Source organism: Rhizohabitans arisaemae, assembly GCF_025996515.1.
Lineage (GTDB): Bacteria > Actinomycetota > Actinomycetes > Streptosporangiales > Streptosporangiaceae > Rhizohabitans > Rhizohabitans arisaemae.
Genome location: NZ_BLRH01000035.1, coordinates 1 through 24,290, shown reverse-complemented (window position 1 = coordinate 24,290; position 24,290 = coordinate 1). Strand labels below are relative to the sequence as shown.

General features: G+C 68.3%; 26 protein-coding genes and 1 pseudogene. 19 read left to right on the top strand and 8 right to left on the bottom strand.

Annotated elements, in window-relative coordinates; all coding sequences use genetic code 11:
• Positions 1–85 precede the first annotated feature (85 nt).
• On the top strand, positions 86–1,042 hold the full coding sequence (locus RUR_RS22330; protein ID WP_283137102.1) for a helix-turn-helix transcriptional regulator: 957 nt from the start codon (positions 86–88) through the stop codon (positions 1,040–1,042).
• On the opposite strand, the gene RUR_RS22325 is transcribed toward RUR_RS22330, so the two are convergent.
• Positions 1,033–1,728 (bottom strand): response regulator, encoded by a 696-nt coding sequence (locus tag RUR_RS22325; RefSeq protein WP_283137101.1) that lies wholly within the window; start codon positions 1,726–1,728, stop codon positions 1,033–1,035. The two genes, RUR_RS22330 and RUR_RS22325, sit on opposite strands and share 10 nt — an antisense overlap.
• Positions 1,721–2,845, bottom strand: coding sequence for a sensor histidine kinase (locus RUR_RS22320; protein ID WP_283137100.1), 1,125 nt, complete (start codon positions 2,843–2,845; stop codon positions 1,721–1,723). The genes RUR_RS22325 and RUR_RS22320 overlap by 8 nt, the downstream gene beginning before the upstream one ends.
• Before the next feature lie 249 nt (positions 2,846–3,094).
• Here RUR_RS22320 and RUR_RS22315 point away from each other — a divergent pair, with 249 nt between their 5' ends.
• The 12 genes from RUR_RS22315 (at position 3,095) to RUR_RS22260 (ending at position 11,937) form a co-directional block, all read left to right on the top strand.
• Positions 3,095–4,204, top strand: a complete 1,110-nt coding sequence (locus RUR_RS22315; protein ID WP_283137099.1) for an alpha/beta hydrolase family protein — start codon at positions 3,095–3,097, stop codon at positions 4,202–4,204.
• Positions 4,205–4,391: 187 nt separating this feature from the next.
• Positions 4,392–4,754 (top strand): helix-turn-helix transcriptional regulator, encoded by a 363-nt coding sequence (locus RUR_RS22310; protein ID WP_428847016.1) that lies wholly within the window; start codon positions 4,392–4,394, stop codon positions 4,752–4,754.
• Positions 4,755–4,789: 35 nt separating this feature from the next.
• Positions 4,790–5,200: a VOC family protein gene (locus RUR_RS22305; protein WP_283137097.1), complete on the top strand. Its 411-nt coding sequence runs from the start codon at positions 4,790–4,792 to the stop codon at positions 5,198–5,200.
• Positions 5,201–5,224: 24 nt separating this feature from the next.
• Complete coding sequence (locus RUR_RS22300; protein ID WP_283137096.1) at positions 5,225–5,974, top strand: VOC family protein; 750 nt, start codon at positions 5,225–5,227, stop codon at positions 5,972–5,974.
• 35 nt (positions 5,975–6,009) lie between these two features.
• Positions 6,010–6,447, top strand: a complete 438-nt coding sequence (locus tag RUR_RS22295) for a DUF1801 domain-containing protein (protein ID WP_283137095.1) — start codon at positions 6,010–6,012, stop codon at positions 6,445–6,447.
• Positions 6,448–6,676: 229 nt separating this feature from the next.
• Positions 6,677–7,093, top strand: a complete 417-nt coding sequence (locus RUR_RS22290; protein WP_283137094.1) for a DUF6157 family protein — start codon at positions 6,677–6,679, stop codon at positions 7,091–7,093.
• Between the two features lie 341 nt (positions 7,094–7,434).
• Positions 7,435–7,557: a hypothetical protein gene (locus tag RUR_RS22285; protein WP_283137093.1), complete on the top strand. Its 123-nt coding sequence runs from the start codon at positions 7,435–7,437 to the stop codon at positions 7,555–7,557.
• Positions 7,558–7,710: 153 nt separating this feature from the next.
• On the top strand, positions 7,711–9,366 hold the full coding sequence (locus RUR_RS22280; protein ID WP_283137092.1) for a DddA-like double-stranded DNA deaminase toxin: 1,656 nt from the start codon (positions 7,711–7,713) through the stop codon (positions 9,364–9,366).
• Positions 9,363–9,800, top strand: coding sequence for an Imm1 family immunity protein (locus tag RUR_RS22275; RefSeq protein WP_283137091.1), 438 nt, complete (start codon positions 9,363–9,365; stop codon positions 9,798–9,800). The genes RUR_RS22280 and RUR_RS22275 overlap by 4 nt, the downstream gene beginning before the upstream one ends.
• A gap of 191 nt (positions 9,801–9,991) precedes the next feature.
• Positions 9,992–10,567: a TetR/AcrR family transcriptional regulator gene (locus tag RUR_RS22270; protein ID WP_283137090.1), complete on the top strand. Its 576-nt coding sequence runs from the start codon at positions 9,992–9,994 to the stop codon at positions 10,565–10,567.
• On the top strand, positions 10,564–11,136 hold the full coding sequence (locus tag RUR_RS22265) for a hypothetical protein (RefSeq protein ID WP_283137089.1): 573 nt from the start codon (positions 10,564–10,566) through the stop codon (positions 11,134–11,136). Before RUR_RS22270 ends, RUR_RS22265 begins: the two co-directional genes overlap by 4 nt.
• 165 nt (positions 11,137–11,301) lie before the next feature.
• A complete protein-coding gene (locus RUR_RS22260; protein WP_283137088.1) occupies positions 11,302–11,937 on the top strand; it encodes a pyridoxamine 5'-phosphate oxidase family protein in 636 nt (211 codons plus the stop codon).
• A gap of 360 nt (positions 11,938–12,297) precedes the next feature.
• Here the strand turns inward: RUR_RS22260 and RUR_RS22255 are convergent, their stop codons facing one another.
• Genes RUR_RS22255 through RUR_RS22245 form a run of 3 tightly spaced genes read right to left on the bottom strand, consistent with a single transcriptional unit; the run spans position 12,298 to position 14,254 of the window.
• Entirely contained in the window at positions 12,298–12,504 is a 207-nt protein-coding gene (locus RUR_RS22255) for a hypothetical protein (RefSeq protein WP_283137087.1), read from the bottom strand.
• Between the two features lie 38 nt (positions 12,505–12,542).
• Entirely contained in the window at positions 12,543–13,847 is a 1,305-nt protein-coding gene (locus RUR_RS22250) for an ImmA/IrrE family metallo-endopeptidase (RefSeq protein ID WP_283137086.1), read from the bottom strand.
• Positions 13,844–14,254: a hypothetical protein gene (locus RUR_RS22245; protein WP_283137085.1), complete on the bottom strand. Its 411-nt coding sequence runs from the start codon at positions 14,252–14,254 to the stop codon at positions 13,844–13,846. Before RUR_RS22245 ends, RUR_RS22250 begins: the two co-directional genes overlap by 4 nt.
• 572 nt (positions 14,255–14,826) lie before the next feature.
• On the opposite strand from RUR_RS22245, the pseudogene RUR_RS36840 reads away from it, so the two are divergent.
• From RUR_RS36840 to RUR_RS22230, 4 genes and pseudogenes are all read left to right on the top strand, one after another.
• Positions 14,827–15,171 (top strand): annotated as a pseudogene (locus RUR_RS36840) (ATP-binding cassette domain-containing protein); the annotation flags it as partial.
• Between the two features lie 3 nt (positions 15,172–15,174).
• Positions 15,175–15,633 (top strand): ATP-binding cassette domain-containing protein, encoded by a 459-nt coding sequence (locus tag RUR_RS36835; protein WP_428847024.1) that lies wholly within the window; start codon positions 15,175–15,177, stop codon positions 15,631–15,633.
• Entirely contained in the window at positions 15,630–17,216 is a 1,587-nt protein-coding gene (locus tag RUR_RS22235; protein WP_283137083.1) for an ABC transporter permease, read from the top strand. Before RUR_RS36835 ends, RUR_RS22235 begins: the two co-directional genes overlap by 4 nt.
• A 6-nt stretch (positions 17,217–17,222) precedes the next feature.
• Positions 17,223–18,161 (top strand): sodium:calcium antiporter, encoded by a 939-nt coding sequence (locus RUR_RS22230; RefSeq protein ID WP_283137082.1) that lies wholly within the window; start codon positions 17,223–17,225, stop codon positions 18,159–18,161.
• A 247-nt stretch (positions 18,162–18,408) separates the two neighbouring features.
• Here RUR_RS22230 and RUR_RS22225 read toward each other — a convergent pair whose 3' ends face one another.
• From RUR_RS22225 to RUR_RS22215, 3 genes are all read right to left on the bottom strand, one after another.
• Positions 18,409–19,083 (bottom strand): DNA alkylation repair protein, encoded by a 675-nt coding sequence (locus tag RUR_RS22225; protein WP_283137081.1) that lies wholly within the window; start codon positions 19,081–19,083, stop codon positions 18,409–18,411.
• A gap of 204 nt (positions 19,084–19,287) precedes the next feature.
• Entirely contained in the window at positions 19,288–19,788 is a 501-nt protein-coding gene (locus RUR_RS22220; RefSeq protein ID WP_283137080.1) for a hypothetical protein, read from the bottom strand.
• 536 nt (positions 19,789–20,324) lie between these two features.
• The gene (locus RUR_RS22215; protein WP_283137079.1) at positions 20,325–21,767 is read right to left on the bottom strand and encodes an NsdA family TPR-like regulatory protein; all 1,443 of its coding nucleotides are present in this window, start codon (positions 21,765–21,767) and stop codon (positions 20,325–20,327) included.
• 198 nt (positions 21,768–21,965) lie between these two features.
• On the opposite strand from RUR_RS22215, the gene RUR_RS22210 reads away from it, so the two are divergent.
• Positions 21,966–22,190, top strand: a complete 225-nt coding sequence (locus RUR_RS22210) for a hypothetical protein (RefSeq protein ID WP_283137078.1) — start codon at positions 21,966–21,968, stop codon at positions 22,188–22,190.
• Positions 22,139–24,290: lantibiotic dehydratase family protein (locus tag RUR_RS22205; RefSeq protein ID WP_283137077.1), on the top strand; the 2,152-nt coding region annotated here is incomplete at its 3' end. The genes RUR_RS22210 and RUR_RS22205, both read left to right, overlap by 52 nt.

Here is a 24,290-nt window from a genome sequence, read left to right as displayed (position 1 = left end):
CGTTCCTCTCCTCCATGGGGTATGCCGGCAACGCTAGGCGGCATTGAGGAACGTGTGATTCCGCAGTATCCGGCAGACTGAAAGAATGTTGGAAACCTCGGTCCGGCTGCTCCGGCTCCTGTCACTGCTCCAGGCACGACCCGACTGGCCCGGAGCCGAGCTGGCCGAGCGGCTCGACGTCACCACCAGGACCGTGCGCAACGACATCGAGCGACTGCGCATCCTCGGCTATCAGATCCACTCGACGCCGGGAGCGGCGGGCGGATACCGCCTCGGGGCCGGCGCCGCCCTCCCCCCGCTGCTCCTGGACGACGAGGAGGCGGTTGCGGTCGCGGTCAGCCTGAGCACCGCGGCCGGCGGCACCGTCACCGGGATCGAGGAGACCTCGCTTCGCGCGCTCGCCAAACTCCAGCGGATGATCCCTTCACGCCTGCGCCACCGGATCGAAGCCGTGCACGCCGCCACCGTCTCGGCCACCGGCCGTGTCCCCACCGTCGACGTCGACACCCTGACGGTCGTCGCCGCCGCCATCCGCGATCGTCGGCGGCTGCGCTTCGACTACCGCGGCCACGACGACTCCCCCAGTATCCGGGAGGTGGAGCCGCACCGCCTGGTGCACACCGGACGGCGCTGGTATCTCCTCGCCTGGGACGTGGAACGCGACGACTGGCGCACCTTCCGCGCCGACCGCATCACCCCCCGCACCCCCGGCGGCCCCCGCTTCACCCCTCGGGAGCCGCCGGAGGGCGACGCCGCCGTACACGTCCTGCGGGGAACGGGCTCCACCGCCTGGAACCATCCGGCCCGGGTACGGTTGCACGCCCCCGTCGAGAAGGTCGCCGAACGGCTCACCCCCGCCGCCGGCCTGCTGCAGCTCGTCGACGAGGACAGCTGCCTCCTGGAAACCGGCGCGGACTCCCTCCACGACCTCGCCGGATTCCTGGGCAGCCTCGGTATCCCCTTCACCGTCCTGCACCCACCCGAACTCCGCGCCCACCTACGCGCCCTCGCGGAACGCTACGCCTCGGCCGCTCAGGGGTGAGGCGGGCTCGCCGGGTCCGGCCGTACAAGGCCGCTCTCGTAGGCGGCGATCACGAGCTGGGCGCGGTCGTGGGCGTCGAGTTTGGCGAGCAGGCCGCGGATGTGGGTCTTGACCGTGGCGATGCTCACGCCGAGCCGTTCGGCGATCTCCGGGTTGGTCAGCCCGCGGGCGATGAGCAGCAGCACCTGCCGCTGGCGGTCGGTGACCTGGCTGAGGTCGGCTCCGGGGGCGCCGGGGTCGCCGGCGAACCGCCGGGCGAACTCCTCGATGAGCCGTTTGGTCACGCTGGGCGCGAGGAGCGCCTCCCCGCCCGCCACCACCCGCAGGGCGCCGAGCAGGTCCGCGGGGTGGGTGTTCTTGAGCAGGAACCCGGCGGCCCCCGCGCGGAGCGCGGCGTACACGTACTCGTCCACGTCGAAGGTGGTCAGCACCACGATCTTCACCTCCGCGGTGGAGGGGTCGGCGCGGATCCGCCTGGTGGCCTCGAGGCCGTCCAGGTCGGGCATGCGGACGTCCATCAGCACGAGGTCGGGTCGCAGCCGGGCCGCCAGCTCGATCGTTTCGCGGCCGGTGCCCGCTTCGCCGACCACCTTCAGGTCGGGGGTGCTGTCGATGAGGAGCCGGAACGCGGCGCGCAGCAGCGGCTGATCGTCGGCGACCAGCACGGTGTACGTGGACTCACCCATCGCGGGTACGCAGCGTGGCTTCGATCAGGAAGCCGCCCTCGGGTCGCGGTCCGGCCGAGAACCGGCCGCCGTGCAGAGCGGCCCGTTCCCGCATGCCGATCAGCCCGTGGCCCGGTGTCCGCGACGACGGCGCGGGCCGGTGCGGCCCGTCGTCGCGTACCGTCACCCGGACCTCCCCGGGTTCTCCGGACAGGACGGCGACCCGGCAGCGGGTCGGCCCGACATGTTTGATCACGTTGGTCAGCGCCTCCTGCACGATCCGGTAGACCGCCACCCCGATCGCCCCGGACACCGTCAGCCCCGGGTCGACGTCCGTCTCCACCGTCACCCCGGCCGCCTCCGCCCGCTCGGCGAGCGCCGGTACGTCGGCCAGGCCCGGCATGGGCTCGTGTCCGTCCTGGTCGGCGGTACGGCGGAGCAGGCCGAGCATGTTCCGCATGTCGGTGAGCGCGGTGTTGCCGATCTCTTCGATGAGGGTCAGGGCCTTACGGGTTTCGCCGGGGTGGGAGTCGGCCAGATGGTTGGCGACGCCCGCGGTGACCGTGATCACGCTCATGCTGTGGGTGACGACGTCGTGCAGTTCTCTGGCGATGCGCAACCGCTCCTGGGTGACGGCTTCGCGTGCCGACTGCCTGATCGCGCGGGCGGCGTGGGCGCGCTGTTCCCGCACAGCCGTACCCGCCGTCCAGGTCAGGCCCATGACAAGCCCGGCGAAGACGGCCGACGACAACGCGTCTCCCCAGGCCGATCCGGCAATCGGGACGACGACGGCCGGCGCGGCCGCGAGGCAGGCCAGGAGGGCGGTGACGGCCCGTCGGCGGGGTTGCAGCAGGGCGACGGCGTGGAGGGCCATGGCCACCGGCAGGAACCAGGCGGGCTCGCCGGTCAGCCCGGTGGCCGCCGAGGCGGCCAGAACCCACCAGAACACCGGCCAGGGCTGAAGTCGTCTAACCGCGAGCGGCAGCCATCCGGCCAACGCCAGCAAGATCGCCAGAATGCCGCCGCGCGCGGCCACCGCGGAAAACCCGATGCCGAGGAGTACGGCCGCGGCGGCGTCCAGCGCCACCCAGTGGCCCGGACGCAGCCGTCGGGCGATCAAGGGGCGCCGATCGGACATGGCTTCACGGTATCCGCGCCTTTCACGTCGCGAATCGCCCTGGAGGACATCATCCCCGGGCGGCACTCATCCCCCCGGACGAGGCCGACGTACCGTCCTGGGCTGGTATGCCGGCACCGGGAGCGCCGCCGGGCGGGTAACCGGCTCACGACCACAAGGCCGGGCCTGAGGCCGTACCGTCCTGGGTTGACGTCAAGTCCGTTCTTGAGCCTGAGGCCGGGCACGGTTTCCCCCGACACGGTGAAGGACATGAAGCGAACACTCATGTCTCTGATGCTCCTGCTGGCCGGCGCATGCGGCGGGCCCGAATCCACCGCCGGTCAACGGCTCACCGTGCCGTCGCCGTCGGGCAAGCACCCGGTGGGCACGGTCTCGGTACACCTGGTGGATCAGGCTCGCCCGGATCCGTGGAAGAACGACGGCGCCAAACGCGAGCTGATGATCAGTCTCTGGTACCCGGCGCAGGAGGTGAAGGGCCACGAGGTCGCCCCCTGGATGCCCAAGGCCGCGGCCGACCGCTACCAGAGCGAGAACGGGCTGGAGCCGGGGGCGATCCTGATGGACAGGACCGCCGGGCATCTGGGGGCCCCGATCGCCAAGCACCTCGGCAAGCTGCCGGTCATCCTGTACTCGCCCGGCGCCAACGCCTCCCGCGCTTACGGCACCGGCCTGGCTCAGGAGCTGGCGAGCCACGGCTATGTGGTGGTCACCGTCGACCACACCTACGACGCCTCGGTGGTGGAGTTTCCCGGCGGCCGGGTGGAGCGCGGCCCGGAGGTGACGGACTTCGCCAAAGCGGTCACCGTACGCGTGGCCGATGTCCGGTTCGTCATGGATCAGTTGCCCAAACTGGACAAGGAACGCGTCTTCCAGCTAGATCGGATCGGTATGTTCGGCCATTCACTGGGCGGTGCGGCGACCTCCTCCACGATGCATGAGGACAAGCGGATCAAAGCCGGTCTCGGGCTCGACGGCGCGATCTTCGGCGAGGTGGGCGTGTCCGGACTTGACCGGCCTTACCTGGTGGTCGACACCCCCGGCAAAGGCGGCATGGCCACCAATCCCGTCTTGCGGAAGTTCTGGGACGGCCTACGCGGCTGGCGGCTCAACCTCACCCTGAAGGGGGCCGCGCACAACTCCTTCGGCGACGACGTCCTGCTGATCCCGATGGCGGCGAAGGCGCTGGGGCTGACCAAGCAGCAGCTGGAGGAGGTGGTCGGCACGATCCCGGCCGCTCGGGCGCTGGCCTTCCAGCGGGCATACGTCCCCGCCTTCTTCGACCTGCACCTGCGCGGGAGGAAGGTGCCGCTGCTGGACGGGCCGTCCCCGGACTTCCCGGAGGTCGGCTACCGCCGATAGCCCTGGCCGGACGCTGCGGCACCTCACACTGCGCGACCATACGGACAGGCGGGTACGGCGTGTGGCGCCGCAGGCCGTACCGGCTGTGTCCTGCGACGATGCCGTGGAGAGGCCACTGCGGTGGTGGTGCGATACTGGCGGTGTGACTGTCAGTGATCGATTTTCACAGTTGGTGTGGATTCGCCGGGTGCGTGATCGGATTGACCGTGAGTACGCGAAACCGTTGAACGTCGAAGAGCTCGCCCGCGGTGTGCACATGTCGGCGGGGCGGTTGAGCCGGGAGTTCCGGGCCGCGTACGGCGAGCCGGTGTACAGCTACCTGATGACCCGGCGCATCGAGCGTGCGATGACGCTGCTGCGCCGAGGGGACATGTCCGTGACGGATGTGTGCTTCGAGGTCGGATGCGGATCGCTCGGCACGTTCAGCAACCGGTTCAAGGAACTGGTGGGGATGAGCCCCTCGGAGTACAAAGCGGCCGCCGCAGGGAGTCTGTCCGGGATCCCACCCTGTGTGGCCAAGCGGGTTTCACGACCGGTCAGGAATCGATAAGCGCCCGGTGGGGGGTGCTTTCTAGGCTCGCAGCCATGAGCCTGTTCATCCACTCGACATTCCTGCCCCACCTTGATCCTGACGACTCGCTGACCTTCTACCGGGATCTGCTCGGATTCGAGGTCCGAAACGACGTCGGCTACGAAGACATGCGGTGGATCACGGTCGGACCGCCCGACCAGCCCGCCGTGTCGATCGTCCTCTCCCCGCCCGCCGCGGACCCCACGCTGACCGGTCAGGAACGCGAAACGATCCTGGAGCTGATGGTCAAGGGGAACTACGCCACGCTCACCCTGAGCAGCGACGACCTGGACGCGCTGTTCGAAAAGCTGGAAGCGGCCAACGTCGAGATCATGCAGGAACCCATGGACCAGGACTACGGCGTGCGCGACTGCGCCGTCCGAGACCCCGCGGGCAACACGATCCGTATCAACCAGCGGTCCTAGTCGAGCCCAGGGAAGGAACCCATCATGTCTGTCACCCTCGATCGGATCGACGTGCACGTCACCGACCCGGAGAAGGCGAGAGCCTTCTACACGTCCGTGTTCAGGCTTCCTGCGGCGTCACCCGGTGCGGCACTTGAGCTTCACGGGGCGGGATCACTCGCGACCACCGGCCGATCCCCGCGCGAGGCGGCGGGGCTCGTCGTGGTCAACTACGTGGTGGCCCAGCCCTCGGACGTCACTCAGATCGTCGACGCCGCAGCCGCGGCCGGTGCCGAAGTCCTCCGTCCGCCGAAGAAGGGGTTCTTCGGCGGGTTCGCCGGATCGTTCCGAAGCCCGGACGGCACGATCTGGAAGGTCTCCGCACCGAAGAAGAAGGACACCGCCACGGCCTCGTCGCCGCCCCTGCCCACAGAGATCGTGCTCCTGCTCGGAGTGACCGACGTCGCCGCCTCACGCCGCTTCTACGAGGGGCTCGGATTCACCGTCGACCGCGACTACGGATCCAAGTTCGTCGACTTCGCCTTCCGGGCGCCGGCCTTCCGCCTCGGGCTCATGCCCCGCAAAGCGCTGGCCAGGGATGTCGGCGGTGTGCTGGCGGACACGACGACCGCCGACGGCGGGATCACCCTCGTCTCCCGCCAGGACACCCCCGAAGCGGCACGCCGCCTCACCGAAACCGCCCGGGCGCAACACCCGGACCGGCGTGCGGAGGGGGCGAGCACCGGTGACGTGTTCACCGACCCCGACTCCATCGCCTGGGCCGTGACCCATTGACCACAACCGACAGAGCTCTGAGGAAAGGACGAACAATGGCCGGCAACGACGGCTTCACCGACCGCGAACGCACCGCGATGCGCGAACGCTCCGCCGAACTCAAGAAGGAAGCCAAGCGCTCGACCGCGAAGAACAAGGCGGCCGCCGACGCGCAAGACGTGCTGAACGCGATCGCGGCGCTCTCCGACGAAGACCGCCGCATCGCCACCTGGTCGCACGAGGTCATCACGTCCGCGTCGGCGGACCTGGCGCCGCGGCTCTGGTACGGCGCTCCCGCCTACGCCTACAAGGGCAAGTTCCTGTGCTTCTTCCGCACCGCCGACAAGGACGGGACGCGTTACACGAGCCTCGGGTTCAACGACACCGCCAACCTCGACGACGGGAACTTCTGGCCCACCACCTATGCGGTGGCCGACATCGACGAGGGCACCGCCGACACGATCCGGAAACTCATCGCCCGCGCGATGTCCTGACGCCACGCGTTCCCAGCCGGGCCACCCCGTTCACGGGCGTAACGAGGTGGCCCGCCTCCTGCCGGGGAGAAGCGGAGACCGCTCTGCGGCAGCGCATCCGCCGATGGTTCCGCCGCCAAAGGCGGGGGTGAGATACCCGCAAAGAAGTTTCTGGGGAAACGGTCGAATCTGGGTAGGATTCCGGGGCGCGTGGAGAAGTTGACAGACCGCTTGGTAGGAGACCTTCCCCATGGACATGAACTATTACCGAACGTTCATCGCGGTGGCCGACGACTGTCCGGTGAAGGAGGGCGTCGCCCCCAAGGACCGTGGGGCCAAGAAGACCGTCGCCGTTCTCCAGTACGAGATGCTCGCCGGCCGGCCGTTCGTCCACACCCAGGAAGACGTGCTGTTCGACACCTGGTTCAAGCGGCATGAGCTGCCGGAGGCCTCCGACGAGGAGATCGCCGCACTCCGGGCGAAGTTCTTCAGCAAACCGCAAGCCTGCCTGCGCTCCTCACCGCTGCCCAAGAAGCACGGCTGGGGCCTCGTCTTCAACGCCGAAGGCAAGATCGCGCTCTGCCCCATGGAGTCCGCCGAGTACCGGGAGCACCTCGCGACCGGGACCTTGAAGATCCTCAAAGCCCTCCGCTCAAGCCGCACCTGACCACAGCGTGGACGGCCGTCCTCGGGCTTCCCAGAGATCGGCTACCGGCGACGTGGCACCTCCCCGCGAGGTGCCACACTTGTCTACGGGTCGATTCCTGCCAGCCGACCATTCTGAGGTCATGGCCGCCATCGATATCGGCGCGTCCACCACCCGGCGCACCCGCCGATATCCCGGATTGAGCTCAGAATCCTCCGGGTTTTCGGACGGGCCGAATTCGGCGAATCACCGATTTCCCTTGTCACCGGCAACGCCCATGCCGGTGGGCATCACGGAAATCCGATAGCCACCGCTCAAATTTATATATGAGAAATATACTGGCAGTCGCAATAATCGGTGGCATGAAGACAGCTTTCTCCGGCCTCAACCTCGGTATCTCCGACAGCCGGATAGATGGTTCGAAGCTCCCCGTCCGGGACCGCCGGAGCGCCTGGAAGCAGCGCCGGTGGGAGTCCGAGACCTGAGCGCCCATGCCTGACATGGACCCACCCATCAACGAAACACCAGGTGACACGCCTCCGCCCCCGGAGACGTCACCGGCTGCGTTCCCCGGTGGTCCGCCACCGCCTCAAGGTCCGCCTGTCACCGATCTGCCCCCGCCGTCGACAGCGCCTCCGTTGACGGCGCCTCCGCCCGTACACCGTCCGGGCCGTCGGCGTCGCATCCTGATCGGTGGAGCGGCGGTCGCACTGATCGGCCTGCTCGTCGTGTTCGCCTTGGTCCTGAGCGGGATCGGTCGTCTTTCGGACCTTCTCCGGCAGGGAAGGCCCCTCGAATCGGCTCAGCTCGCCGACGCGGTCGCCGAGCTGTCCGGGCTTCCCGCAGCGCACTATGTCGGCACCATTTCCTTTGGCGGCCAGAAAACAGGCCTCGACGTCAAGGTGACCTCGAAAGGGTCGGCATCAGGAACCCTGACCCTGGACGGCCATAAGATCCGGCTTCTCACCGTCGGTAAGCACACCTTCCTGAAAGCCAAACCGGCCTACTGGCGCCAGAACGGCGCACCGGCGAGTTTGAGCAAGGAGTACGGCAAGCGCTGGGTCAAGGTCTCACTCGGAGCCCCAGGTTTCGGACTCACCGAAATGCTTGCCCCGCCCGACCTGGCCAAATGGGTCGGACGTTTTGGACGACCGTCGACCGATCCGACGAAGAAGATCAACGGCATTGAGGTACGGAAGGTCGTCACTCCCTTCAGTGCCGTGTATGTGACGACGGCCGCGCCGTACCGCGTTGTCCGGATCGAATCCCCGTCCGGGGACACCGGTCTGCCGGGCGCCAGGACATACGCCGTCGGCACAGTCTATTCGGCCGTCGCCGGCCTCTTCAGACCGGCCGGGGACCCGGCTCTCTTCGGTCTGGTCATCGACGTCAACGCGGTGTCCGATGACGATGCCCGCACCCATCTCAGATATCTCAATCTCGAGGTCTCCAAGCTCAAGGATGCAATCGACTCCAGCGTCAGATTCTCCCTTGAAGGCGGCTCCAGGCTGTCAAACTGCAACAACTTCGGCTGCACCGTGACTGTAACGATCAGCACGCGGGTTGCAGTGGACAGCCCCCATGTAAAAATCGGAAAAATCGCGGCGAACGTCGTCGTCAATTTCCGCCTGAACAGAATCTTCGTCGGCTCGTGCACGAAACGGGTGACGATACCGGCCAACGGTAGAGTCGAGGTCTCCTGCAGCGTCCGGTACAACGCTCCTACCAATCGCCGCCACCGTGTCGAGGCGGAGTCCGCCGGTTACGCCAGTGCCGCGGTCGAAGCCGAGATCCCGGCCATCGCCAAAGCCTTGCAGGCGGAGCAGGACGCCCTTACCACGCATTTTTCCGATGCTGATCTGGATATGCTGGCGGCGACGCTTGGGCTCCCTCCCCGCGAGGGCACCGCCACCGCAGGGATCGCCGTGGACGCGAAGAAGAAGCTTCTCCGTCGCGCGATAAGTGGGCAGAGCGACGACACGGATAGGATCAAGAAGATCAACGAGCGCTTGCGCAAGCGCATCCCCGGTCTCGGCCACGCCAAATCCGCGCTCGCGCATCACGCGGAGCAGAAGATCGCCTACTGGCTCTTCGAGAACCAGAATGTCGAAGAAGCCCACCTGATCATCAACAATGAAGACGGTCCGTGTGGGTCTCGTTACGGCTGTGTCAACGTTCTGCCCTGGCTACTCGGGCCGAATCAGAGGGTGATCATTCACTGGCGGGACAAGAACGGCAAGTGGCAGCATTCGCAGGTCTTCATCGGCAAGGAAGAAGAGAAAGAACAGTCATGACCTTTCACATCGAGGCGTACTACTCGTCGAGCCATCGCAATGGGCCCGAGATACTATGCACGCCTGAGGATGTGGACGCCCTCATAGCCAAGCTCGTGAAGCTCCCCGAATCACATGGCGTCGCGGCACTGTGCATCGCGGAACGGGTAGATCCCGAAACCGGATTCCCCGATCATCAGTTTTACCTGGCGGTGGACGGCGAGGCGCGGCTAGGCGCCGTGAAATATGCCGATACAAACGGAAACTGGGCAAGCGACGGGTACCCGGAGAACCAATCGGGCACCTCCACGTACCTCTACTTCGGCGAAGGGATGGAGTTTCCCCCAAACTCCGGCATCCCCCTTGATCTGGCCTGCCAGGCCGTCAAGGAGTTCCTGTCCGGCGGGGGCGAACGTCCTTCCTGCACCCCGTGGCAGGTGGACACCTGCGTGTGACGGCACCGTCTCAGCCAAGTCCCCCGCCGTGACCCGGCGTTCCGTCATCCATCCACCGCCTTCCGGTTTCCTGGAGGTTGAGTACCGGCGATAGCCCCGGTGTGGCACCTCATCGGGAGGTGCCACCCGGCTTGCGTCGGCATCTAATGTGTGTGAATATTCACTTTCAATGATGCCACATTGGAGGATCGATGCCGCGGGTCAGTCAGAAGCCCGGGATACTCGCCGCCGCGCTGTCGTGTTTCGCCGAACTCGGCTACGACGCCACCCGGGTCAAACACATCGCCGAACGCGCCGGAGTGGCGGAATCCGCCCTCTACCGGCACTACCCCTCCAAAGAGGCGATCGCGCAGGAGCTGTTCACCCACCACACCGAGCAGCACGTACGGCGGCTCACCGCCGTCGCCTCCGCAGACCGCGCGCCGCTGGACAGGGTCGCGGCAACCGTACGGGAGATCCTCCGCGCCTACCGGGACCAGCCCGACGCGATCGTCTTCACCCTGCTGAGCACCGGCTCGTTCCTTCCCCGGCTGCCCGAGGGCACCCGGTACCCCATCGAGATCGTCGAGGGGTTGATCACGGACGGGCAGCGGGCGGGTGTGATCCGCGACGGGCGGCCGAACCTGCTCGCCGCGATCCTGATGGGCTGTGTCCTCCGCCCGATCATCGTGTCCGTCATGTCCCGCCAAGACGCGCTCGACCTGCTCCACGACACCGAACACGACCGGATCATCGAAGAGGCGGCGATCGCCGCGGTGCGAAAGTGATCGCCTTCCTGGAGCGCCGCGCCGACGGCCGTACCGTCGGCACGACGTTCCTCGCCCTGATCGCCCTGCTGGGGGCGATGAACGCGGCCACCACCGCCTTCCACGATGCGACCGGAGCCGGCATCCTCAACCTGCTCGGCGCCCGCAGCTTCCTCGAACCCGCCCCGGGCGGCTACTCGGCCGAGATCGCACACTCCTGGCTGACCGCCTACGGACCCGACGGGCGGCTCAACCACCTGCTCATCCTGCTGCTCGACGTGCCGCTGGTCCTGGCCATGACGGCCTTCACCACCCTGAGCCTGACGTACGGCATCGCGCGGCCACTCCGGCTGCGCGCCCTCGCCGCGACCGTGCCGCTCGCCGGGGCCGCGCTGAACTACCTGGAGGACATCGGAGTCGCAGTCCTGCTGATCAGCCATCCCGTCCGCCTCGACGGACTCGCCGTCCTGCTCGGCGGCGTCAACGCAATCAAGTCGACCGCCTACACGATCGCGCTGGTCACGGCGCTCGTGGCGCTGACCGCAGGCCTTGCGCGACGGCGGCGGCGCCACGGGGCGGCCCCGGACTGAGCCTGAAGCCGCGCCGTGGCGCCGTACCGGATCCGCGATGGTCGCAGGGTCCGAAGGGCCAAGGGCCCGGCGAGGGAGGACTTCCGGCCCGTGTCCCGGAGGGGCTTCCGCAGTGGAATGGAAGCAGAGGCGACACGCCCGCAGTCCGGGGACAAGGAGACGGCGATGACCGAACGTGTGAAAGTCTCGGGTGACCTGGGGCGCCGGGTGGCCGCACGGCGTGAGGAGCTGTCCCTCAGCCGCGAGCAACTCGCCGCCCGGGCCGGGCTCGACCCCGGCTACCTGGACCATCTGGAGGAGACCGGCGGCGCTCCGGCGATCGACGTCGTGCACAAGCTGGCCGTCGCCCTCAACATGGGCGTCGAGGAACTCCTCCGCGACACCCCGGGCGGCCGCCTGGAGAAGCTGGAGCCCGACGAATGCCTGCGGCTGATCGCGCCGGGCGGCATCGGCAGGGTCGCCTTCAACGAGCCCGCGGGGCCTGCGGTCCTGCCGGTCAACTACATGCTGCACAACGGTGCGATCATCATCCGGACCGCGATCGGCGGCCCGCTCGACGAACCGCTGCGCACCGGCATGGACGGCGCCGAATTCAAGATCGCGTTCCAGGTGGACCGGATCGACGAGACGACCAGGGAAGGCTGGAGCGTGCTCGTCCGGGGCGGCGTCCACCACGTCTCACCCGACGAGCGGGCCGCCGCGGCGGCATCCGGGGTCCAGCCCTGGGCGGGCGGTCCCCGCGAGCTGTACCTGAGGATCGCGACCACCGAGATCACCGGTCGGCGTATCCGCCGCGGCTGATCCTTTTAGTGCGGTACGGCCTGCGGCCAGGGTGGCGCGGCGCCCGTACCCGGCAACCGTCAACCGACGCGAAGCCGGTGCCGTCCGCGTTGATCGAGAACTCCCCGGGTCGGCCACTCCGGACCGCGCCTCGCGTCAGGCACTTCCTTCAGAACGCCTGGGGTTTCAGGCGTGGTGTCCGCCCGCGTACCACCATTTCCAGGTCAAAGGCCAAGCCGCCCAGTCCACGGGCTGGACTGGGCGACCCGGTCTACTGGCGGTGAGACATGGCAATCCGGATAGCGCTGCTCAGCCGCCTACCTCTATGACGCTTCGAAGCCCGCAAAACGTTGAGTCCGAAATCCGATGAACTGTGATGGGTTAAGCGGCTTGGCGGTCGCGCATGCTGTTGATCAATCCGGCCGCCGTCGCCGGGTCCCGGCAGGAGAGCAAGTAGTCGCTGCCGTCGGCGAGCCGGAGTGCAAGTGCCGGTCCGGGCGTAAGGAGCATGCTCCTTCCCGCCCCATGCAAGATCCCGGTCGCCAGCCAGTCCCCCGCTTCAACGTCGACGGCCTCGGCCCGTGCCACCCCGTCCACCAGATCCGGAAGTGATTAGCGCTCCCGGCTCAGGCGGCCAGGAGCTGGTTCTCCAGTTGATGCTTGATCAGCATTGGGGACACCTGGAAGTGCGCGGCAACCCCGTCGAGATCATCCTGGGTCGCCGTCTCCAGGACTTCGCCCAACAGCTCACTGATGCCCTGAGCAGGTGCCAGCAACTCGGCGGCGAAAGCCCGCTCGATCTTCTGCCGATCCGTATGAGCGGTCGTCACCAGGAAAACCGGATCAGAACTCCAGAGATAGTGCCAAAGTGCACGAGAGAGAGTGAAGCGCCGGGAACCAGGTGTCCGGCCAGGCTCGACGAGTGCCAGCGGTCCGGCAGTCCCGGCTCCCCCAATAGCCTGGAGCCCCCGATCGGCGGAAGGGCGATCCGCACTCTCCATATACGAAGAGAGGTCGAACACCTCACGATCGGCAAGATCGAGCATCTTGCGTACGGCCCGCGCCTGACCCCAGCCCTTCTCCCATAGCCGATCTCCTAGGGGGAGGCGAAGGGGTCGAAGCTCGCTTCGTAACTCCTGGCCCGCCCTCGCCCCGGAGGTACGTCCGATCTCGACCCGAGCCGCATTGATCCATTCCAGTGCCTGGCTGATCCGGGACGGCTCAACCGCGTCCAGGAAATCTCCGAGCAGATTCCCCGGCAACTCACCGGCGGCCCGGAGAATGGACTTCTCATACGGCTCCGCCTCGGAGTAAGGATCAAGCCCCAGGCGTGCGGCCGCCAGGCAGAACTCAACCTCCTCAGGGGTCGCCTGCTGGATTCCCGCCCACTCCTGCTCCAGCGCAGTACCGGTGATGCCCTGCTCCGCGAGTCGGACCAGAACCGCAGAAACAAGATGGCCGAGTTCACGCTCAACGGACACGCCGTCTACAAGAGCCTCACCGTCCGCCAGAAACCTGATCGGCCGTCCCGGATGCGGAGCCCGATCACGCTGCCAAATCAGACGCTTCCGATCCCCTTCGGGGATGATCAACAGGTCGGGCCACAGAAACCCGTCCCCGCTGCAACGCACGGAGTGCCGCCTGAACCGCGAGAACTCCCGCCGATCGGAACCGCGGAGATGAAGACTCCGGGCAGGTCTGGCATCGGCTCGCAAAGCCCACCAGTTATAGGCGATCCACTCCGCGAGCGGATAGAGGGGACAGTAAATCGAGCGACGGGAACTGCCGGACTCGCGGTCCTCGACCAGGGTGATGTGGTCGGCACCGACGCCGATCTCGATCCGCGCCCAGGTGGCTCGATGCTCGGGAGCCCTGACCGACGGCGCGGCCTCCCACTCCCAGCGAATCCCCAACTCCGGAACCATCGTCATCGGTCGCCATCCTCGCCGGCTTCATTGAGCCTCTCCGGCCACTCACTCCGTTCGAGCGGATACCCCTTGTACTGGCCCAGCTCCCGGTTCACCAGCCGAGCCTCATAGATCACATCATCCTGCCGATGCCAGGCATACCGAGGAAACCCTCCTTCCCACGGCGCGCCGATGTTCCCATTCGCGATGGTCTTCCGCAACCAGCCGGTGATCTCCTCCGGATCTGTGAACTTGGGGTCACACTTGCTGGCATCCGCCCGCAATCTCGGGTGCCCGGCGAATGACGGGTACGACTTGTGCTCACCGCTGCCGACGTAGGCGACTTTCTCTGCGATTTCGTCCAGTGACACTCCCTCGGGAGGAGCAACGATGCTACGCAGCAGGGGACGACGGCGTTTGGGGGCACGCATACACTCAGTATGACCTGCGTCACTTCTCGTGTCAGGCCAACCATGGTCCCCACACATCCGCCTATGGCTTTCGACGACAATCCCCTGATCAGACAGGAGATCAACCCGTCAGCCGTACGGCTCGCCCAGCACGGGCAGTACTGGTCCGAACGGAGTCGGCGGCTTGACCGTGCTGTCGGCACGCCATCTCGGCGATCCAGATGAGCACGAACGGAGCTGTCAGCCTGGGGAAAGGGACGGCGCCCGCTCCACCTTCCCGGCTGCCTATCTCTTCGTCGTGCCGATGATCCGCCCGATGTCCGCCGTACTCCGGAGCAAAGCGATCTCCCCCCGACGGGAGCCCCACCTGGCGCTGGAAACCACCCCACCTCCCGCTGTGTGAACGGCGTCAAAAACCTTATGGCGCAGCGGATCGGCCGCTGTTAACGTCATTGATGGAGCGCCGGGAAGCCTGGTCGGCAACGTCGTATCGGACCGACCCCAGGGAGGCGCCCATGCAGGGCAGCCCTGCCATCCTCATCAGCGGCCTCACCAAGACCTTCGGCGCCGTCCGTGCCCTGGACGGCCTCGACCTGACCGTGCGAACGGGCGAGGTGCATGGCTTTCTCGGTCCCAACGGCGCGGGCAAGAGCACCACCCTGCGGATCCTGCTCGGCCTGCTGCGCGCCGACTCCGGCCACGCCGAACTCCTCGGCGGCCACCCCTGGCACGACTCCGTCGAGCTGCACAGACGCCTCGCCTACGTGCCCGGCGACGTCGTCCTGTGGCCCACAATCTCCGGCGGTGAGGCCATCGACCTGCTTGGCCGGCTGCGCGGCGGCCTCGATCGGCAGCGCAAGCAGGACCTGCTGGAGCGCTTCGCCCTCGACCCGACCAAGAAGGGCCGCGCCTACTCCAAAGGCAACCGCCAGAAGGTCGCCCTGATCGCCGCCCTCGCCTCCGACGTCGAGCTGCTGCTGCTCGACGAGCCGACCGCCGGGCTTGACCCGCTCATGGAGGCCGTCTTCCGCGCGTGCATCGCGGAGGAAAGCGGCAGCGGCCGTACCGTCCTGCTGTCCAGCCACATCCTGTCCGAGGTCGAAGCGCTGTGCGACCGGGTGAGCATCATCCGCGCCGGCCGCGTCGTGGAGAGCGGCACCCTGGCCCAGCTCCGGCACCTCACCAGGACCACCGTCACCGCCGAACTCGACCACGTTCCCGAGAACCTGCCCGGTGTGCACCACCTGGCCGTCGACGGCTCCCGGATCGCCTTCGAAGTCGAGCCCGACCGGCTCCGCGAGATCCTGCCGCTGCTCACAGCCGCGGGCGTGCGTACTCTGACCTGCCGGCCCGCCACCCTGGAGGAGCTGTTCCTACGCCACTACCAGGTTTCCCCATGACCGGCACGATGATGCTGGTACGGCTGGCGCTGCGCCGCGACCGGCTGCTGCTTCCGGCCTGGATGCTGGTCATCGTGGGCGCCGTGGCAGGCACCGCCGCCGCGATCGCCGAGCTCTACCCCGACATGGGGCAGCGCCTCGCCCTGGGCCTGACGATCGGCTCCACCCCCGCCCTGCAGGCGATCACCGGCCCGGTCTACGATCCGGCCTCGGTGGGCGGGCTGACCGCCTGGCGCACCACCACGATCACCGCCGTCCTGACCGCGTTGATGAGCCTGCTGCTGGTCACCCGGCACACTCGCGCCGAAGAGGAGAGCGGACGGGCCGAGCTGGTCGGCGCGTGCGCGGTAGGGCGATATGCCTTCCCCGCAGCCGCGCTCACCGTCGCAGGCGGCACGAATCTGCTTGTCGCGCTGCTGCTCACCGCCTCCCTGGCCGGACAGGGCCTGCCCGTCCAGGGTGCGCTCGCCTTCGGGCTGGCCATCGCCGGCACCGGCTGGATCTTCGCCGGCATCGCCGCGATCACCGCGCAGCTGACCGAGCACGCCCGTACTGCCAACGGGCTGGCGGTGTCGGTGCTGGGCCTGGCCTTCCTGCTTCGCGCCGGGGGTGACGCCGCCGGCGTCGACGCGCTGTCGTGGGCTTCACCGCTGGGCTGGGCGCAGCGTGTGCGCGCCTTCGCCGGCGAGCAGTGGTGGGTTCCCGGCCTGGCCGCCCTGACCGGGCTGGCGTTGGTCACCGTCGCCGCGACACTGGCCGGGCGGCGAGACCACGGCGCCGGTGCCTTTCCGCCCCGGCGTGGACCGGCCGACGCCCCGCCGTACCTGAGCAGCCCCCTGGGTCTCGCCTGGCGCCTGCACCGTGGCGGCGTCCTGGGTTGGGCCACCGGGTTCGCCGTCATGGGCGCGCTGTTCGGATCCCTGGCGCTGAGCGCGGGGCAGATCCTGCGGGACAACCCGCAACTCGCCGCCATCCTGGACCGGATGGGCGGGGAGAACACGCTGATCGACACCTTCCTGGCCACCGTGCTGGGCATGATGGGCCTGGTCGCGGGCGGGTTCGCCATCCAGGCCGTGCTCCGGCTCCAGGTCGAGGAGGCCGCGCTCCGCGCCGAGCACGTCCTGAGCTCAGTCGTGCCACGCCTCCGATGGGCCTCCGCCCACCTGCTGGCGGCCCTCGTCGGCGCCACGGCGATCCTCACCGCAGGCGGCCTCGCCGTCGGCCTGGCCCACGGCATCCGCACCGGCGAGCCCGGCGAGATGGTCCGGCCAGCCGTTGCGGCCTGGGTGCAACTACCCGCCGTATGGGTGACGGCCGGGCTGGCCATGCTGCTGTACGGCCTGCTCCCCCGGCTGACCGCACTCGCCTGGACCGCACTCGTCGCCTTCGCCCTCCTGGGCCAGCTGGGTGAGGTGCTCCAGCTGCCGGAAGGAATACAGGGCCTCTCCCCCTACGCCCATCTGCCGCAGGCACCCGGAGGAGAACTCGACGCCGGCCCGCTGATCTGGCTCACCGCGCTCGCCCTGGTGCTCGCCGGAGCCGGAGTGGCCGCTTTCCGCCATCGCGACCTGATCGGAGTCTGACCATTGGTGCTGCTTGCCGTCCTGAGCGTTTTCGGCCTCGTGCTGCTCGCACTCGCCGCCGATCACCTGGTGCTCGGCTCCGGCAGGCTGGCCGAACGGCTCGGCATTCAGCCGGTCGTGGTGGGTGTGGTCGTGATCGGCTTCGGCACCAGCGCGCCGGAACTGGTGGTCGCCGGCACAGCAAGCGTCCGGGACGAGACCGAGCTGGCCGCGGCCAGCCTGGTGGGTTCGAACATCCTCAACCTGACCCTGATCCTCGGCGTGGCCGGGCTCATCGCGCCGCTCGTCGTACGCTCCACCATCCTGCGGCGCGAGGCGCCGCTGTCGGTCGCGGCCGTGGCGATCTTCGGCGTGATCCTGATGTACGGCCTGTGGCGAACCGGCTCCGTCGTGCTGACACTGGGCCTGATCGGGTCGGTCATCCTGCTGCTGCGGTTCGCCCGCGCCGCCCCCCGTGACGTCGTCGCGGCCGAAACCGTCGACTACCTGAACGTCGCCGGGCAGCCTCGTCTGGCCGTCGAATGCCTCCGGGTCCTGCTTGGACTCGGCGGGACCGTGCTGGGTGCGCAGTTGCTGGTGGACAACGCCGCCGAAATGGCCGTCCGGCTCGGCGTCTCGGCGGAGGTGGTGGGCTTCACCCTGGTCGCGCTCGGCACCTCGCTGCCCGAGCTGGTCACCTCCATCCAGGCGCAGCGCCGCGGCGACGGCGACCTCATGGTGGGCAACCTGCTCGGCAGCAACCTCGTCAACAGCCTCGCCGGGGGCATGATCATCGCCTTCACCGCCGAAACCGGGCCCCCGTTGAGCCCGCTCGTCATCTTGGCGATGGTCGGGATCAGCGGCTTCACCTGGGCGCTGCTGGCACGCGGCAAACGCCTCAGCCGGGCTGAATCCGTGTTCCTTCTCCTCCTCTACCTCATCCTGCTCCCGGTGATCGTGACCTAGCCATCGGTCACAGGTCGTCTCGAAGATCACCTCTGTCCGCGCAAACGGGTTCACGCGGTGCTCTCAACCAGGTGTCGAGGGGCGCACGGGTATCCGTGAAGGTGCCGGGGCGGGCAGTCGAGCCGACAGGCCCGGACCGCGAGGTGCCGGACTCGCGGCGGGCCGCGGTCCGCCCTCGCGCCGCGTACTTGCGGATGTACCGCGTCGGCGAGGGTTTCGAGCCGGCTCCACTGAGAGAGCCGACGGCTTAACCGTGCTGTCGGCGCACCATCTCGGTGATCCAGATGGGCGCGAACGGCGACGTGCAGCCCGGGGAAGTCGGGTAGTCCTTGAGCACCTCCAGGCGCTCACCGATGTCGATCGCGCGGACGCGGTGTTCGGCGTGCTCGATCCCGATCTGCGCCAGGCAATGGTTCATCGCCCACTGCAGGCGATCCGGGGCGTCTTTCATCTCCGCCTCGACGACGTCGAGCAGTCCCGCGAGGTCGAGGCCCTCGGGTCTCTTCGCCACGCGTTCGGTGGTCAGCGCCCAGCTGGCGCTCGCGACCACCGGATCCGGATCGGCCGACCAGGACAGGCGCAGGTCTTCGGAGTGCGGGCTCTTCTTCACCACGTAGTTCACGAGCCAGTCGTGCACCTTGGGTGCGCGCGTCTCGCGCACCATCACGTCCAGCTCGTCACGCCCGAACGCCTTCGGACGGCAGATCAGGAGCGCAAGCAGTCTCGCCGCGGTGTCATCCGTCTCCCAGAGCCGGCGCGCGAGCTCCTGCTGCGTCTTCAGCCGTTTCGCGAGGGCGCGCAGCTTGCCGAGGTTCACACCGTGATCGTCACCGTGTCGCTCGTTCACCTCGCGCGCCTTCGGATCCTCCAGCTCGGCCAGCTCGGCCATCACCTCAGCCATCGTCGGCGTCGTCTCGGCCATCTCAGCCTCCTGTCCGTCACGGGCGGTACTCAGCCTACGGACGTCAGCCTCCTGCCGTACACGCCGGCTCGGCGGAGCGCACAGCCGTACCCAAGACAACCGGCCCAAGAACCCCTCCGGACGAGCTGACGGCGGATGCGGACAGCGTGACCAGCCGCGCGACAGGTGTCGCCGCGGGCACGGCACGCCGCAACGGTCGGTTCATCAGCCGGGCGATTTCTCGGAACAGTAGGACGATTCCCTGCCCATCTGATCGAACTCTTCTTGTGAGACGACCGCACCACCCGGCGCCATGACCGACCCCGGCCGGAGTTTGCCGATGTCTTCCACTTTGAATTCGACATGAGCAGTACTTGTGGAATTATCGTACGTCCAGCCGTACGCCGAGTAAGTTACTCCAGGCTTAAAGACAGGTGGATTCGAGTCCAGATCCCATCCGTTGGACGAGATGTCAAGACGGAACGAAGCAGTCTGCCCATCGAGCGTCGGCGCGGTGAATCTCGCATCTGCTTTACTTGTCGTAGATGGGTACGGAGAGGAACCGTCCGTGGCTGCCACCTTTTCATCATGATAAACAGTGACGCCATCGGGAGCGAAACCGTCGCACCACGCTAAAACGATAATAGGGCGCCCCATATCGTCGACGCTCAGCCCCGTATAACCGGCCGGTGGAACAGTGCAGCCAGCGGCCCCCATGATGACCATGACCGCCAGGACGATTCCAAAACACCGTCTCATATTTCCAGAATGCAACAAGGCGACTCCATGGCGACAACATCGTTACACCATCGGAGTTGAGTCGTGACAGCCGAACCGAAATCGGCTGAGCCCACATTTGAATATGCCCCCACCAATACGCCTCCGCAACAGGGGAATCGCACAGCGTAACCACACGAGAGGTACATGGTGTCCTGTACGGAGCAGCGTCCGCCGCTGCCGGCGAGGGCTTCCCGCAGGGCGACCGTGACGAAGTCCTCGAAGACCGAGGGCATGTCGAAGACGAAGCCTTTGACGACGTCGCCGGGTCGAGGTTCGCCTTCCACGAGGCGAGCGCCACGTCTTAGCCTGAGGTTGGAAGATCGTCAGGAAAGGGCAGGGCCTATGAACGAAGGCAATAAGCCCGCGCCGATGAGCTTCGGCGAGCGCGTCAGATTCTTCCGTGACCGACTCGGCATGACCAGACCCCTGTTCGGGGAGTAGGGAGCCCTTCAAGATCAGCACGTCCGGAACGGGCGCTTCGTTTACGCCGTGGCCAGTGCCTCGGCGAACTCACGGACCTTGGGTTGGTCTGGCCAGCGGGCGACGAGCAGGCCGTTGAGGGTCTTTAGTTCCGCGAGAGCGTGTTGCGATCCGGCGCGTTGGGCTTCGGTTAGGCCGGCGATCGCGGCGATGGCGGCGGCGTCGGCGGTGCCGGTGGCGGCGTGCGCGGTGCCGATGCGGGTGTGGTGGATCGCTCGGTCGCGGTGGTGGGTGCTGGGGAGGCCGGTGAGGCGGGCATTGAGGATGGTGATGGCGGTGCCGGGGCGGCCCCCGGCGGTGTAGCAGGTGGCGCGCTGCAGGTCTCCCCAGCCGCGGTTGTAGAACCGCAAGTAGCTGGGGCCTGTTCTGGGAGCGTGGGCGAGGAGTTCGTCGGCGGTGTCGAGCAGGCCGGTGTCGACGACGCCGGTGATCGCTGAGGCGCGGGCCTGGTAGAGGCGTGCGACGGCGTCCAGCGCGGGCGGGAGCGTCCAGATGGTGCGGGACTGGGTGGCGAGGGTTCGGGCCAAGTCGTCGTCGCCGTGGTCGAGGGCTGTGGAGGCTCGACGGAGGATCATGTAGGCGGCCATGTCGGGGTCGCCGCTGCTGATCGCCCAGGTGGTGGCGTGGTCGGCCCAGCGGGTGCTGATCGGCTGGTCGCCTCGTTCCCGGTGGAGCCAGCTGAGATGCTCGGCGACCTCAGCCTTGACGTGCAGCAGGTCGATGTCCAGCGGTGGCCGTGCGGTCTGCCTGGTCTGGTCGATCTCGGTGAGGATCGCGGCCAGGGAACGGATGTGCTGGGCGGGGGTGAGGAGGTGGTGCCCGGCCTGGTGGGAGATGAGCTTCGTGCGGAACATTTCGGCCGGGCCCGCGTCGGCCGCGGCGGCGAGGGAGTCGGGCAGGAGGGCGGCCAGACCGCCGGTCGCAATAAGGGCCGCGAACTCGCGGCGGGACAGTTCCAAGGTGATCTTCCCTTCGCCGAGGTTGGCTTGGATGGTCATGACCGTGTCGCAGGCCTCTACGGTCGCTCGTTGCGGGGGCTTTGGGAGGTCGGCCAGCAGCTCGGTCAGTACGGGGTAGGGCACGGTGAGCCGGGCCCGCTGGCGACGATCGTGAGATCCGGGCAGAAGGTCGTCGATGAGGCAGCCGTACATCTGCGCCAGCCGCCGCAGGTCGACCAGGGACGGCGGCCGGGCCGACGGGGAGCGGGCGGCGTCCGGGTCGGCCCAGTTCTCCCAGTAGGAGATGTTCTTGGCGGTGACGGCGGCGCCGGGGAACCGCTGGTTGAAGGCGATGGCCGCGCCGGATTGGGAGTAACCGTGAGCGTGCCGGTAGGCGGCCAGCGGGGTGAACCGGTAGGCGGTGACCAGGGCCGTCGCGATGTCTCCGTGGGCGAGGGCGTCATCCCGCAGGCCTCGCACGAAGTCCTGGACGGACCGCTGGGCCATCGGTACTTCCTTCCGTAGGGCACAGGACACATCGACGGTAGCCCGCCGTGGGGCGGTTTGTGGCCCCCCAATCTGGGGGTGTGCAGCCCGTGCTCCTCCAACCCGGGGGGTGGACCGATCACCGAATTCGCGTTCCATGACGGCAGAGAGTTCCGTGGCGGCTCCCGGCCGCCTGTACAGAAAACAGAGAGGTGACAGATGAGTGTGATCACCCTGGACCATGGCGGCGCCGCGGCCGCAGACAGCGCGGCTGCGGTCCTGGACGACCTGACCGCGGGCCTGTTCGACCTGGATCTGCGGGCGGTGCCGGTCCCCGACATCACGGCGGCGAACACCACCACCGACTGCACCGACAACGGATGCTCGAAGACGTGCCCGAGCGTCGGTTGCAGCAAGGGCTGCAGAAGCGGCTGCGACGACTAATGCTCGACGAGCCTTTCGAGGCGATGAGCGGGATCCCGCTGCTCGCGCGGATCCCGCTCTTGCCGGCTACCGGTGCCGGGGGACCCGGCCCCACGGACGGGCTCGTGGCCGAGGGGATGTTCCTGGCGTCCCGAGCCGTGGAGGTCGGCGACCGGCGCGACGACCGGATGCAGGCGACCCTTCGGGCGTATGAGCTCCGGGCCCGGTTCCGGCCGACGCCGCACGGAGTGTTCGCCGGGGTCGCGCTCGCTTCCGTTGACGATGGGGGCGGCGAGCTCCTGGTGGGCGGCGCGCATCTGGTCCGCACGTACCCGCATCCCGAATGGCTCGCCGCAGTCGTCGGCCGGGCTCTGATGCAGCCCGGGGTGCTGCAAGGGCTGAGGCTGACGACGAGCAACCTCGTCGTGCGGCGCGGCGACCGGTTGGAGCGTGAGCAGGACGCCGTCCCGGACGTCGCCGCCCCGCAGTTGGTGACGGTGCGCGCGACCGCCGCCACCCTGCTCATCTTGTCGGTCTGCGCATCGGGAGCCTCTTACGACACCGTCACCGTGGAGGTCACCCGATCCTGGCCGCAGGCCCCGGCTGACGTGATTCACAGCACCGTCCTGGCGCTGGTCCGCAGCGGGTTCCTGTTGATCGATCTGCTCCCCGAAAGCGACCACCAAGACCCGCTCACCCACGTGATCGACCGGCTGCCGGCCGCGTCGCCGCTGCGCCGTCCGTTGGAACGGCTGCACGGGTACTTGGGCGCGGCCGACCGCTGTCCGCCGGGAGCACCGGAGCGGATCACGGCCCTGTCGGCGGCGCGGCGGACCTGCGACGAGATCGCCGAGGTATCCCGGCCCCTGGCGGCGGATGTCGCGGCCGACGCGCGGATCACGATCCCGGCGGCGCTGGCCCGGCAGGCGGCCGAGGCCGCTGGCGTCTTGTGGCGGATCAGCCAGGGCATCGACCCGATCGCCGCATACCACCGGCGCTTTGTGGACCGGTACGGGCCCGACCGGTTCGTACCGCTATGCGAGGTCGTCGATCCTGCCGTCGGCCTGGGCGCTCCCGACGACCAACCCGACGGGCAAGCCTTCGACCGATCAGCGCGCATCGACCGTGCGGCGATCCTCGCTGACTTGATCAGCGAGGCCCTCACCAGCGGCCGGATCGAGGTGGAGCTGTCGGAGGCCGCCGTCACCGCGCTGGACCGGCATCCGGCGGACCTGCCGCCACCACCTACCGCCGAGGTCTACGCACGGGTACTGACCGGGCAGGGCGGTGCCGCGGGCGGCTTGTCGTTGGCGCTCTACGGAGGCGGCAACCAGGAAGCCGGGTCGACCGCAGGGCGGTTCGTCGGCCTGCTCCCCGCCAAGACCACCGCAGTCGATGCGCGGGGAGGTTCGGAGTTGGTGGCCGAGGTCGTGGTGCGGCCTCGGACGCCCCAGCTGGCCAGGATCGCCCCGGCGTCCGGGGCACCCGGCCCCCGGATACCGGTCGGCGTGCCGTCCCGGCCCGGAGACCTCGAACTGGACGATCTCCAGCTGGCCTCGATCGGCGGGCGGTTCGTCCTGTGGTCGGCCCAGCACGACCGCCCGGTCCTGCCCGTCCTGCTGTCCCGGATCGGCCCCCTCTACACGCCACCCGCCGCCCGGCTGCTGGCCGGCCTGTCGGCGCACGGCTGCCGTCCCTGGCACGGCTGGTCCTGGGATCCGATGCACCGCGTCCCGTTCCAGCCGCGCGTCACCTACCGGCAGACGATCCTCTCGCCCGCCCGGTGGCGGCTGCCCGCCACCCTGACGGGCGCCGCCCGCGACCCCTCCCGATGGGAGCCCGCTCTCGCCACTTGGCAGGCGGCGACCGTCCCGACCCCGCCGGAGATGGTCGTCATCGAGGACACCGACCGGCACCTGCCCCTGGACCTGCGCGAGGACACCGACCGTCAGCTCCTGCGCCGCTACTTCCGCCGCGGCATCACCGCCGTCACCGAACTCCCCGGCGGCCACCCCTCAGCCGGGGCTGTTCTGGACGGCCCGGATGGCAGGCACGTCCTCGAACTCGTCATCCCGCTGCGACGCCGAACCGCCCCCGCCCCCACGACGCCGGCCGCGCCGG